This window comes from Paenibacillus riograndensis SBR5 (assembly GCF_000981585.1).
Classification (GTDB): domain Bacteria; phylum Bacillota; class Bacilli; order Paenibacillales; family Paenibacillaceae; genus Paenibacillus_AQ; species Paenibacillus_AQ riograndensis.
In genome coordinates this window covers 7382333-7395008 of record NZ_LN831776.1, presented here as the reverse complement: position 1 = coordinate 7395008, position 12676 = coordinate 7382333, and the positions used below count along the sequence as shown (strand labels likewise).

10 protein-coding genes are annotated in these 12676 nt (G+C 53.2%); 8 read left to right on the top strand and 2 right to left on the bottom strand.

Annotation, left to right across the window (positions count from 1 at the left end; all coding sequences use genetic code 11):
• Window positions 1–94 precede the first annotated feature (94 nt).
• On the bottom strand, window positions 95–1024 hold the full coding sequence (locus tag PRIO_RS31255; protein ID WP_020426787.1) for a TetR/AcrR family transcriptional regulator: 930 nt from the start codon (window positions 1022–1024) through the stop codon (window positions 95–97).
• Window positions 1025–1260: 236 nt separating this feature from the next.
• Here PRIO_RS31255 and cls point away from each other — a divergent pair, with 236 nt between their 5' ends.
• Window positions 1261–2769 carry a cardiolipin synthase gene (cls, locus tag PRIO_RS31250; protein ID WP_020426788.1) on the top strand — a complete coding sequence of 503 codons (1509 nt, stop codon included), beginning with the start codon at window positions 1261–1263 and terminating at the stop codon, window positions 2767–2769.
• Window positions 2770–2917: 148 nt separating this feature from the next.
• On the opposite strand, the gene PRIO_RS31245 is transcribed toward cls, so the two are convergent.
• Window positions 2918–4459 (bottom strand): phospholipase D family protein, encoded by a 1542-nt coding sequence (locus PRIO_RS31245; RefSeq protein ID WP_020426789.1) that lies wholly within the window; start codon window positions 4457–4459, stop codon window positions 2918–2920.
• Between the two features lie 364 nt (window positions 4460–4823).
• On the opposite strand from PRIO_RS31245, the gene fni reads away from it, so the two are divergent.
• The 7 genes from fni (at window position 4824) to PRIO_RS31210 (ending at window position 12524) form a co-directional block, all read left to right on the top strand.
• Window positions 4824–5951 (top strand): type 2 isopentenyl-diphosphate Delta-isomerase, encoded by a 1128-nt coding sequence (gene fni, locus PRIO_RS31240; RefSeq protein ID WP_082118157.1) that lies wholly within the window; start codon window positions 4824–4826, stop codon window positions 5949–5951.
• A 46-nt stretch (window positions 5952–5997) separates the two neighbouring features.
• Window positions 5998–6468 (top strand): GNAT family N-acetyltransferase, encoded by a 471-nt coding sequence (locus PRIO_RS31235; RefSeq protein ID WP_020426791.1) that lies wholly within the window; start codon window positions 5998–6000, stop codon window positions 6466–6468.
• Between the two features lie 248 nt (window positions 6469–6716).
• Window positions 6717–7817, top strand: a complete 1101-nt coding sequence (gene ychF / locus PRIO_RS31230; protein ID WP_020426792.1) for a redox-regulated ATPase YchF — start codon at window positions 6717–6719, stop codon at window positions 7815–7817.
• Window positions 7818–8573: 756 nt separating this feature from the next.
• Window positions 8574–9641 (top strand): peptide chain release factor 1, encoded by a 1068-nt coding sequence (gene prfA / locus PRIO_RS31225; RefSeq protein ID WP_020426793.1) that lies wholly within the window; start codon window positions 8574–8576, stop codon window positions 9639–9641.
• Window positions 9642–9645: 4 nt separating this feature from the next.
• On the top strand, window positions 9646–10560 hold the full coding sequence (prmC, locus tag PRIO_RS31220; RefSeq protein WP_407944474.1) for a peptide chain release factor N(5)-glutamine methyltransferase: 915 nt from the start codon (window positions 9646–9648) through the stop codon (window positions 10558–10560).
• 162 nt (window positions 10561–10722) lie between these two features.
• The gene (locus PRIO_RS31215; RefSeq protein ID WP_020426795.1) at window positions 10723–11022 is read left to right on the top strand and encodes a hypothetical protein; all 300 of its coding nucleotides are present in this window, start codon (window positions 10723–10725) and stop codon (window positions 11020–11022) included.
• A gap of 317 nt (window positions 11023–11339) precedes the next feature.
• Entirely contained in the window at window positions 11340–12524 is a 1185-nt protein-coding gene (locus tag PRIO_RS31210; RefSeq protein WP_020426796.1) for an FtsW/RodA/SpoVE family cell cycle protein, read from the top strand.
• Window positions 12525–12676 lie beyond the last annotated feature (152 nt).

Here is a 12676-nt window from a genome sequence, read left to right as displayed (position 1 = left end):
GTTACGTTTCTGCTCCTCTCGGGCCTTCCGTAGGGAACGCCTCCAGTATAAAATCTGCATGTACTGCCTATCCGTCTTTCTCTCTCTGCTGCCGCTATATGCCGGGTTCATGAAAACCGCATACACCCTGCATGTGAAACGAACATAGTTTCTTCAGATCCTCCAGCTGCGGATGAACCGCAGGATAGCTCTGGAGGTTGCCAATCATCCCCAGGATAATCGCCTTGCGCGGATGAGGCATGAGAATTTCGCTTTCCAGAATGGCTATCGATTCCAAGGCATCCTCTGTACTGTGCGGGTCTGCCCCGGAGCCGGCATGCAACCGTTCCTTCATTTCTTTGAGGAGCTGCAAAGGATTACGGTGGCTGCCGGCTTCATAATTCTCCATCCAGCTCTCCAGGGCTATGGAGGAGAACAGGGGGGCCGGCCGGCCGGCGTGCAGACCTGCTACCACGATGTCCAATACATCCACCAGATGGTTGGCAAGACGCGGAATGGAAACGAAAGACTCGTGGTTGAACAGCAAAAAAATATAGGAATGAATCATTCCATGCCCGAGCAGGAACAATTCTCCTGTATAAGGCAGGACCTCCTTTCCATATAGGGTTTCCAGCTTATTCTGGCTCCACTTCAGCAATGGACCATTAATCTTGCGCAGCCATTCGGGCGCATCTGTCATTCCTTTTCCGGCCAGCTCCTGAAATTGCCGCTGGAAAAACTCGCGCAGCTCGTACACATGGTGAAGCAGAATCTCAATCTGGTTGCGCAGCTTCTCGCGCGGCGTTCTTGAGCTGTTCTGTTCTTCCTGCTGCAAGGGATCGCGGATCATGCGAAAGCAATATATATAAATGCTGCGCTCCAGCTCCTCCTTGGATTTGAATACCAGATAGAGACTGCCCTTGGATATCCCGCATAACTCGGCAATCTCCTGCATGGAAGTGGAGGACGAGCCTTTCACAGCGAATAGCTGCATGGCTGTTTTGATAATTTGCTCCTTTTTATCCGTAGTTTTATCAGCTGCCAAAGAAAGCGACTCCTCTCTGACCCAGGAGTTCTGTAATTGACTCCTTAGTCAAACCGATTATAGTATAGAACGGGAGCCATTTCAAATGTTGCTACGTTGAAGGCGGCCGAGAGGTTACATTATTGTTGAAATTACTGTTTTGCAGCGGATACTGGCTAGGAAGAAATAGATTCTTCATGTAATATATAAATGTGTCATTTTCGTGATGAAAGGCAGAAAGAGAAGGTAGGTTATCTATGAGAAGAGGATTGCAAGCTATAGTCATTATTGCAGCTTTATTGGCATTTTATTACTTTGGCTTCGGCTTGTTGGGCAGCACCGTCGGGACCATTGTCAGTGTTTTCTCTACATTGACTGTCATTTCCATTGGCCTCGGTATTTTTATGGAGAACCGTAATCCCTCCACTACGATGTCATGGATTCTGCTGCTGGCCTTGATTCCGGTGGTGGGACTCATTCTTTATTTCCTGTTCGGACAAAATGTGTTCAAACGGCGCAAATATGATAAAAAAGCTCAACGTGACCAGATGGCCTATGAGCGGATTGAGAATGATGCTTTGCGCATGCATCAGGACTGGTCGATCTTTGACACCACCCGGCAGAAGCTGCTGGGCTTGTCGCAGAGGCTGGCACGAACCCCGATTTCATTCAATTCCGAGACACGCATCCTGACCAATGGTGAGGAAACGTTCGGCACACTGCTGCTGGAGCTGCGTCAGGCGCAGCACCATATCCATATGGAATATTATATTTTTCGGGCCGATCATATCGGGACCCGCATTCAGCAGATTCTGATTGAAAAAGCCCGTGCGGGCGTTGCCGTCAGATTTATGTATGACGCGGTAGGAAGCATTCAGCTGTCCCGCGCCTTTCTGAAGGAATTAAGCGATGCCGGAGTTCAGGTGGCGGCCTACGGCAATTCCACTTCTTTTTTCTCCAGCCGGGTCAACTACCGCAACCACCGCAAAATTGTCGTGATTGACGGAGATGTCGGCTTCATGGGCGGGCTGAATGTTGGCGATGAATATCTCAGCCGCAGCAAGACCTACGGATTCTGGCGCGATACCCATATGCTGCTCCGGGGTGAAGCGGTGCGGACGATGCAGATTATTTTCCTGCAGGACTGGATGCACACAACAGGCGAAAAAATTCTCGAGCAGGACTACCTCTCCCCGCAGCTGCGGTTCACGAATGGCGACGGGGCGGTACAGATTATCGCCAGCGGGCCGGATAACGAGCGCCGTGCGCTGAAAAATATTTTCTTCTCGATGATCACCTCGGCGGAAAAGTCGGTATGGATCGCTACCCCATACTTTATCCCGGATGAAGATATTTTAACGGCGCTGCGGGTAGCCGCGATGTCCGGGCTGGATGTGCGGCTGCTGTTCCCGGCCAAACCGGATAAATGGCTTCCTTTTCTGGCCTCACACTCCTATTTCCCGGCGCTGCTGGAATCCGGTGTGAAGATCTATGAGTATGAGAAGGGCTTCATTCACTCCAAGCTGCTGATCACCGATGGCGAAATTGCAACCATAGGCACAGCGAACATGGACATGCGCAGCTTCCATTTGAACTTTGAGGTCAATGCGCTGCTGCTGCAGACGGAAAGTGTCTCCCGGATTGTGGCCGACTTTGAGCGCGACCTGCTGTCGACCCGCCAGATTGTGCATGAGACGTTTATGAACAAACGGCTGCTGGAGCGGGTGCTGGAATCGGCGGCAAGGCTGATGTCTCCACTGCTGTAGTAAGACCTGAGCTATGAGGGGCATACGGCTGCCAATCGTGCATCTCCAGATGCGCGCGTGATATTAGAAAAGACCGTCAGACCCTGCTGGGTGCAGGTGTCTAGCGGTCTTTTGCATTGGGCTTGCGAGCCAAGCGGGGATTCTGCCCTTAAAAGGTAGTGAAGCCCAGGTTTTTCTGCATCCGGAACAGGACATACTTCATCCAGGTCACATCACTTTGGTAGGCTTCAAGCGGCAGGCTGTATTGTGCATCCTTGTTGCCCCACAGCCGGTTGAAGTAGCTTTCCATTTCCGCATAAAGCGGCTGGGTCTTCGGCAGGGCAATCCAGAGATTATTTTCCAGATTATAATCATCCAGATTACGTGCGGTGTAATTGGTTGAGCCGCCCAGAACGATTGAAGGTCCGCTGGCCTTGGCAATGAACATCAGCTTGGTATGGTACTGCTCCTTGCCGGTATTATACCAGCGGATGGCGATCTTTCCGCCCGTGCGTTTATTCAGATCCATGGCTGCCGGACGGTTGGGGATCCCGATTTTATCCCGCCCGAAGGCGTTTTGGTTCGGGTCCATTAAGAGCCGGATATCGGCTCCGCGTGCGGATGCCTTCACCAGCTCATCCAGAATCCTGTCGTCGGCCAGATAGAACATGCCCATCCATAATGTATCGCCCTGCCCCGCAGAGCGGATGCCCTGAAGTGCATATTTATAGATTTTGCCCTCGGTTAAATAACGCATCTCCAGCGGGCTTCCGGTCTGCGCGGTGTTCTCACCGGTCACTTCGGGCAGCTTGCTGAGGATCGGGCCTGCTGCAGACAGATCGGCCGCCGCCTGTTCAGTTTTCAGGATATCCGCGATGATGGGGCCCTGCACTTCCAGTGCGATGTTGGAATGATAGGCACTGGCATCATGCACATTGCCCGAAGAGATCAAAGCGGTTTTCTCGCTGACCACCACTTTGCGGTGATTGGCTTTTACATTGAGCAGCTTCAAATAAGAACGGGCGGTAATGTCCGGTCCGCCGCTGGCCATAAGGTTGGGAATCCAGCCTACTCCCGACTGCCCGAACCACTGGATGAAGGTCCGCCACACGGCGGAGTAGACAGGAGTTGAATCACGCAGCGGATCTACATCGGTCAGGATTACCTTGATTCCAGCCGCTTTCATTTGTTCCAGAAGCGGATTCGGAGCAGATCCGTAATTGGTGTTCACTTCATCCGTAATGAAGACGATCTCCATATCGGGATAGGCCGCCTGCTGTGCGACCAGCCTATCGGTCAGCTCCTGGCTTACCGCAGGAAACTGCTGGTCTTTATGGGTGTAATTATTGAACAGGAACAGATCGATTACCAAAAACTGCCGGGACTCCGCGATAATCTGCAGAATACGGGGCAGAATCTGCTCTTCCCGCTGCTGGTTCCCGTTCTGGTCCTGATAAGTGAGATCATGCCAAAAATAAACGCGGTCCGCTGTATAGACAGGGCTCTCATAAGAAATCCCCGCTGGAAGGGGCTTATGGGTCTGGTATACCATCACCCCGGCCAGCCAGAGCATAAGGAGCCCAATCATCCATAAGATCCATTTGCGGCGCCGGTGGTGCGAACGTTTACGGTAATGCGGGACCGGATTATGGCCGTTGGCATTTGTGGATTCCGGTGCCTCCGGCGGGGCAGTGTAGTTATGTGGATGCATGGGTTCCTCCTGAATGTAATGCGGAGTAAACTTGTACTATTAGTATGCTCCGGCAGGGTATCCAACTATTTAACACCCGCAGAGGGAAACTGAAGCAGCAGCAACGCCTGATGACAGGAATGAGGAATATAAGCGGTCCATCCATTGCTGATCACACCTGAAACAATGGACACATGGGTCCCGTAAATGGCCGCGCGTGGTTGTGGGATGCGGATATGCTATAATGAAGCGTGCTGGCAGTCAATTGATACAATTCCAACTTAGCAGACTAAATAAGGTTTCTTTAACCTTCTGATGTAAAAATCAATGCGGGAGATCGGCCCCGCCGTGTATACATAGATCATTTGGAAGGGGGGATTACAGCATGGGCCAGATACCGCAGGAAGAGTCAACGCATAAAATATCAAAAACAACGGGCATCGCACCGCAGGCGGCAAAACCTGCCGGGCATCAGTCTCTGCTGCCTTCACCCACGACGGGAGAACGCAAGATTGAACATGTAAGGCTGTGCTTGAACGAGGAGGTCGGGGCCAGCGGCATTACGGCTGGCTTTGAGCATTACCGCTTCCGCCATAATGCGCTCCCCGAGCTGAATTACGATGACATTTCCCTGCGGACAGTCTTCCTGGGGCGTGAGCTGCGCACACCGCTGCTGATCAGCTCCATGACCGGTGGCAGTGCTGCTACCGGCGCTATTAATGCCAGGCTGGCGGAGGCCGCCGAGCGCCGGGGCTGGGCGCTCGGGGTAGGCTCCATCCGGGCGGCAATTGAGCGGTCCGAGCTGGCGGCGTCTTTCCGGGTCCGCGATAAGGCCCCGGGCATTCCTGTCATCGCCAATATCGGAGCGGTCCAATTGTCTTACGGCTTTGGCGTGGAAGAATGCCGCCGGGCTGTAGAGATCGCAGGTGCGGATTGGCTGGTTCTGCATTTGAACGGGATTCAGGAGGTTTTTCAGCCCGAAGGGAATACCGGATTTGCTGACTTGTTAACCCGGATCGAGCGCGTGTGCAGAGAGCTGGAAATTCCCGTCGGCGTCAAAGAGGTCGGCTGGGGCATTGATGGAGAAACGGCAATAAGGCTGTACGGTGCCGGGGTCGCCTTTGTCGATGTGGCGGGCGCTGGCGGCACCTCCTGGAGCCAAGTCGAGAAATTCCGCAGCAGCGATCCGGTCCGGCGGGCTGCCGCTGAGGCCTTCGCGGATTGGGGAATTCCCACCGCGCAGTGCATTGCAGAGGTGCGGGCGGCCTCGAAGCACGGAGCGCTGATCGGCAGCGGCGGGCTGCGGCACGGTGTGGATGCTGCGAAGGCACTGGCGCTCGGCGCGGATCTGGCCGGCTTCGGCCGGAATCTGCTGGGTCCGGCTGTAGCGTCCGAGGAGACGCTGGATCAGGCGCTGGCCCAGGTGGAGCTGGAGCTGCGGACCGCGATGTTCGGCATCGGCGCCCCGGACCTGGCGGCACTCCGCGGGACTCACCGCCTGATTAGATGTTGACATGATTAGAGAATAAGGAATAAGGAATAAGGAAGGGCACAAAACCATGATTAGACTGGTCCAGATGGACGAAACTACATTTCAATTTTTTTTAAGCCAGTCCACCCGTGATTATGCGGAGGACAAAATCAAAGCCGGTTCATGGGATGTCGAGACGGCTATGCAGCTGTCCCAAGATGAGATGACCCGATTTTTGCCTGAGGGGCTCAACACGGAAGGGGCTTATCTTTATTCTATAGTAGAGACGGAGACCGATACTCAGGCCGGATATATCTGGTTCAACGTAAGCGAGGGACGCAACGGGCGTGAAGCTTTTATTTATGATTTTTATGTTTTTGAAGCGTTCCAGGGAAAAGGGTACGGCAAACAGACGCTGCTTGCACTGGATGAGGAAGCCCGTAAGCTGAAGATAACCAGAATCGGCCTGCATGTATTCGGCCAGAACAACCGTGCTTTTGAGCTTTACAAAAAAGCGGGTTTTGCCGTCACCGATATCACCATGTCGAAGGATCTATAACCTGGAGAAAATCGTAGAATTGAAGCTATCAAGTCTCCTTCTATTCTTGCTGAGAATGAAGACGCCCCTTTGCAGGGGCCGGCGGAGCCGCTGCGGGCTGCATCACGGGGCGGACCACCGCCCTTTATCTGACACATCCGCCGGACATCCGCTGTTGCTGGCGGTTTTGTTCTAATATATAATGGTTGAGATCAAACCTGGAAATTATGCGGTGATCAATCCAACCGAAAATAGGAGTTGTCATATAAATGGCTTTGAAAGCTGGTATCGTAGGACTTCCCAACGTGGGGAAATCCACATTATTCAATGCAATTACGCAGGCGGGAGCAGAATCCGCCAACTATCCTTTTTGCACAATTGACCCGAACGTGGGTGTCGTGGAAGTGCCGGATGAGCGCTTGGATAAGCTGACAGAGCTGGTGCAGCCGAACAAGACGGTTCCGACTGCCTTTGAATTCGTGGATATTGCCGGTCTCGTACGCGGGGCGAGCAAGGGCGAAGGCCTGGGCAACAAGTTCCTGGCGCATATCCGTGAAGTGGATGCGATTGTTCATGTGGTGCGCTGCTTCGTGGATGAGAACGTGACCCATGTCGATGGCAAAGTAAACCCGGTCAGTGACATTCAGACGATTAACCTGGAGTTGATTCTGGCCGATCTGGAGAGCCTGGAGAAGCGCATCGAACGCTCCCGCAAAAACATCAAGGGCGGCGACAAAAAATACGTCCAGGAAGTAGAAGTGCTTGAGCGCATCAAGGAAGCTCTGTACGAAGACAAACCTGCGCGCAGCGTAGAATTGACCGATGATGAACGTCTGATTGTGCGCGATCTTCATCTGCTGACCCTGAAGCCAGTGCTGTATGCGGCTAACGTAGGAGAAGACGAAGTGGCTGCTGCCGACGAGAACCCTTACGTTCAGCAGGTCCGTGAATTTGCTATTGCCGAGAATGCCGAAGTGGTGCCGATCAGCGCCAAGGTGGAAGCGGAGATTGCCGAACTGGAAGGCGAAGACAAAGCGATGTTCCTGGAAGAGCTGGGCCTGCAGGAATCCGGTCTGAACCGCCTGATCAAGGCAGCCTATAAGCTGCTGGGTCTCTACACTTACTTTACTGCAGGTGTGCAGGAGGTTCGCGCCTGGACCATCCGCAAGGGAACCAAAGCACCAGGTGCAGCCGGTGTCATTCATACGGACTTCGAACGCGGCTTCATTCGTGCGGAGGTCGTAGCTTATGACGATCTGCTGGCAGCCGGTTCGATGAACGGTGCCAAGGAACGCGGACAGCTGCGTCTGGAAGGCAAGGAATATCTGGTGCAGGACGGCGATGTCATGCATTTCCGTTTCAACGTATAGGCCGTAACCGTCTAATCAAGGAATACCAAAAGTCATCTGCTTGTAGAAAATCTCTGCAACCGGATGACTTTTTTATCGTTTCGGAAATAATGATTACATTCCATTATGGATAAGATATTTATAAAATTGGGGATACGAATTTTCTGATCAACTCGTCTGAAGACGAATGTGGATCTAAATAACGGCAGAACTGCTGTTGTTCAGGAGCAGAGGGTTGGTTGTGCTGAAATAACGGCAGAAATGCTGTTGTTGAAGTAACAAATGGTGGTTTGTTGAAGCTATATAATGTGAAAAATAGCGGATGATGAGAACCGGATGATAAGTAAACAAGGAGACTCGCTGCAGGTGGAAATGAGAGGTAAAAGTGTCTTTGAATTTTGCGGAAGCAGGCTAAATGGGTTGAGAGGCGGTATAACTGGCTAAGTCCGTTAGGCCTAACTTTAGTGAGCAGCCTTATCACCCGTAGGGTGATTTTTTCTAATTATAACGAAATAAAACTTTTGCTCCCGGCTTTCATATTTATTTCAATCGAACTTCCGTGTTATGAATAACTTTTCTGCCGGATCACATCATAAGGAGTGGAGTTTCACCGGCTTTAAAAATATTTAAGGCTGTACACAGGCACTGTAGCCAATCGGCGGGTTCGGTAGTATAATATAAAGTCGTATATCTATTTTTATTGTACCAACAATTTAAAGTATTAATTTAAAGTTTCCCATATTGAATCTGAAATTGAATCAGGAGAGGTGAATTCCCTTGTTGGACCGATTGCAATCCCTGGCGGACCGCTATGAGAAACTCAGTGAACTGCTTTGTGACCCGGATGTTGCAAGCGACAGTAAGAAACTGAGGGACTATTCCAAAGAACAATCCGATTTGCAGCCCGCCTTTGAGGCGTATGCCGAATATAAAAATGTAATGGAAGAGCTTGAAGCCGCTAAAATGATGCAGGGCGAAAAGCTTGATGATGAAATGAAAGAAATGGTCAAAATGGAGATTGAAGACCTGTCCTCGCGCCAGACTGCGCTGGAGGAGAAAATCCGTCTCCTGCTGCTGCCGAAGGACCCTAATGACGACAAAAACGTGATTGTGGAAATCCGCGGGGCAGCCGGTGGGGATGAGGCGGCATTGTTCGCATCAGATCTGTACCGGATGTATACCCGCTATGCGGATGCCCAGGGCTGGCGTGTGGAGCTGATGGATGTCAATACGAATGACCTCGGCGGCTTCAAAGAGGTTATCTTCATGATCAACGGACGCGGCGCGTACAGCAAAATGAAATTCGAAAGCGGCGCACACCGCGTGCAGCGTATCCCGACCACAGAATCGGGAGGACGTATTCATACCTCTACTTCTACCGTATCGGTTATGCCGGAAGCGGAAGAGTTCGAAATTGAAATTCTCGATAAAGATATCCGCGTAGATACCTTCTGCTCCAGCGGAGCGGGCGGACAGTCGGTTAATACGACCAAATCTGCGGTTCGCGTGACTCACGTGCCTACCGGCATCGTGGCTACGTGCCAGGACGGTAAGTCTCAGAACTCCAACAAAGAGAAAGCCCTGCAGGTGCTCCGTGCCCGGATCTCGGATATGAAGCGCCAGGAGGAAGAAGCGAAATATGCCGGAGAACGCAAGAGCAAGGTCGGCACTGGTGACCGCAGTGAGCGTATCCGCACCTATAACTTCCCGCAGAGCCGTGTGACTGACCATCGTATCGGCCTTACGCTGCACCGTCTGGATCAGGTCATGAACGGTGATATTACGGAAATTATTTCGGCCTTGTCGATTGCAGAGCAGGCGGAATTGATGGAAAAAGGAGAATAATGCTTTGAATCACGACTCTTATGTCATGCCTGACGTGCAAAGCATCCGGGAAGCCTTTGCGGAGGCTTCTTCTTTTTTGGACAAATCCGGGTGCAATGAGCCGCAGCGCAGCAGCCAGCTTCTGCTGGAGCATGTGCTGGGCTTGTCCGGGGCGGCCTATTATATGGCGTTGGCTGATCCTTTTCCGCCAGAAGCGCGGTCGGCTTGGGAGGCCGGGGTTACCCGCCGGGCAGCCGGTGAGCCGGTGCAATATATCATCGGCGAGCAGGAGTTCTACGGGCGGGTGTTTGAAGTAACGCCCGATGTGCTGATTCCCCGGCCCGAGACGGAGCTGCTCGTCGAGGCGATTCTGAAGTACGGCGCGGAGCTGTGGCCGGACGGCTTGGTTGCTGCGCCGGGTGGAGCGGCGCGTCCGCTGACCGCCGTCGACATCGGCGCCGGCAGCGGAGCGATCTCCGTCACGCTGGCGGCGGAAGCGCCGGCGTGGCGGGTCTGCGCCGGCGACATCTCGCCCGGCGCGCTGGCCGTGGCCGGGCGCAATGCGCAGCGGCACGGCACGGCAGTGGACCTGCGGCTCGGCGACCTGCTCGAGCCGTTTGCGGGGATGGAGACGGATATTCTCGTCTCCAACCCGCCGTATATTCCCGGCGGGGATATCGCCGGGCTGCAGCGCGAAGTGCGCGACCATGAGCCGCGCACCGCGCTGGATGGCGGCGATGACGGGCTGGACCCGTACCGCCGCATGATGGAGCAGCTGCCGCTGCTCCCGGCCCCCCCGCGGCTGGTCGGCTTCGAACTCGGCCAAGGTCAGGCCGGGCAGGTGGCCAAGCTGCTGCGGGCAGCAGGCCATTGGAGCGAGATTGTCACCATTGACGATCTCGCGGGGATTCCCCGCCATGTGTTGGGCATAGCTCGATAGGGAGGCGGCCAAGTGCTGTTAATTGCTGGCGATGATTGCCCGTTAAGCGCGGCCAGTTAGCGCCGACAGAGACTGCCCGGACATAGTCGGGCAAGCGGCTAAGTCAGTACGCCGGGCATATTCAGGTATGTTGGACAAGCCGGGTACGCCGGGGAGCCGGGCATGCTGGACAAACCGGGTACACCAGACAAGCCGGGAACGCCGAGTAACCCGGACAAACCGGGTACACCAGACAATCCGGGTACACCGGGCAAGTCGGGCAACCCAGGCAAGCCGGACAACAAGGCAAACCGGACAAGCAGCGGGCCTCTCCTGCCCGGAGGGAATTCGGGGCACGAGCTTCTGCTCGGGGCCGAACCTCTGAAGCTGGGGTGGAATATCTCCACCTATCCGGCAGGAGTCCAGCCCAAATTGATAGTTAGTGGGAATTTCTCCACTTATTTCGAAAGAAATCAAGGCTAGTTACTCAAAACAGCCGGATTAGTTCTACTTTTTCCCACTAATGACGATGTGAAGCCCGGTAACCGCTGATTTAGTTCTACTTTTTCCACTTATAACTATGGAGTGCGCATAAGTAAGGGATGCGAGTTACCTGCTGCCTGCCGGATAAGCTGCGTGCTATTATGAACTAGCGGCATGAGTAGGCATCCGCGTGTAGGGGCAGAACTGTTCTCGTGTAAAATTGTATTTTTGCTGCCCCTTCCTTTACAATGGAATTGACGGGACTTCAGCGTAGACAAGAAATTCGGAGGACCCAGTACAGAGTAAGGAGACAGAATATGCTTCAGAAGATTAAAAAGATCGACGGCGTCATCGTAATCATTTTACTGCTGCTGATGGTCGTCAGTATTTTTTCCATATACAGCGTCACGCATGGCCGGGATAAGCTGGATGGGGCGCATCTGCGGATGATCAAGTTCTATGTGCTGGGCATCATCGCTTTTTTCGGATTGACCTTTGTGGATTATAGGCTGCTCGTGAAGTACGCGCTGTACATTTATGTTACAGGAATTGGAATTCTGGTGCTGGTCAGCTTTATCGGCAAGGAGCAGAACGGCGCACAGGGCTGGATTAAATTCGGAGGCTTCAGTCTGCAGCCGGCGGAGCTGTTCAAGCTGATCCTGATCCTGTTCCTGGCGGCCGTACTGGTGCGTAAGCACAAAAACAAGCTGCAGTTCTGGCAGGACGTAGTTCCTTTGGGACTGCTTACCCTGCTGCCGTTCCTGATTGTCATCAGCCAAAATGACCTGGGCAACGCCCTTTCTTATATCGTAATCCTGGTCGGATTGCTGTGGATCGGCAATATCAAGTTTACCCATGCGCTGATTGGACTGCTGGTCATGGGCGGTGTCGCAGCGGGTGGGATTATCAGCTACATTCACTACCACGATGAAATCAAAGGTTTCCTTACGGACATCGGCCGTTCACACTGGGTGGAGCGGTTTGATCCATGGCTGGTCCCTGACGAAGCGACGGCGAAGGCGAGCTACCATACCAAAAATGCCAAGCTGGCTATCGCCTCGGGTGGGATGAGCGGTGAAGGATACATGGAGGGCAGCTCCGTGCAGACGGACCGGGTGCCTTACACCTATTCGGATTCCATCTTTGTACAGATCGCCGAGGAGTTTGGGTTTGTAGGCTCGGCGCTGGTGCTGCTGCTCTACTTTATACTGATTCACCGGATGATTCTGATTGCATTGGAGAGCAAGGATAGGGGAGGGCCTTTCCTGATCGTCGGAATTGTCGCCATGATGCTCTATCAGATCTTTGAAAATATCGGCGCATTCATCGGCCTGATGCCGCTGACCGGCATTACGCTGCCGTTCATCAGCTATGGGGGAACCTCGCTTATGATTAATATGGCCAGTATCGGCCTGGTTATGAGTGTGCGCCTGCACGGACAGGAAGTGGAAGAGGAGCTGCCGAGTCCATCAGTCTACACCTCCCCGGCCAAGCAGGGATAGCCTGAATACAGTTAACCCGAAACCGCTGCAGCTCATCTAATGATGGGCCGGCGGTTTTTTATTGTGCAGCAGGTATCTTTAGCCCAGGGATTTTGTGGACAGTTGTAAAAAAATTGTATTTACCCTGCGCCTTGCTTTAAAATGGAAATCAA

Bases quoted from the DNA above. Each gene is read 5' to 3' on its own strand.
- ychF (WP_020426792.1), top strand. From the start codon at position 6,717: ATGGCTTTGAAAGCTGGTATCGTAGGACTTCCCAACGTGGGGAAATCC.
- PRIO_RS31215 (WP_020426795.1), top strand. From the start codon at position 10,723: ATGCTGGACAAACCGGGTACACCAGACAAGCCGGGAACGCCGAGTAAC.
- cls (WP_020426788.1), top strand. From the start codon at position 1,261: ATGAGAAGAGGATTGCAAGCTATAGTCATTATTGCAGCTTTATTGGCA.
- PRIO_RS31235 (WP_020426791.1), top strand. From the start codon at position 5,998: ATGATTAGACTGGTCCAGATGGACGAAACTACATTTCAATTTTTTTTA.
- PRIO_RS31245 (WP_020426789.1), bottom strand. From the start codon at position 4,459: ATGCATCCACATAACTACACTGCCCCGCCGGAGGCACCGGAATCCACA.
- PRIO_RS31210 (WP_020426796.1), top strand. From the start codon at position 11,340: ATGCTTCAGAAGATTAAAAAGATCGACGGCGTCATCGTAATCATTTTA.
- fni (WP_082118157.1), top strand. From the start codon at position 4,824: ATGGGCCAGATACCGCAGGAAGAGTCAACGCATAAAATATCAAAAACA.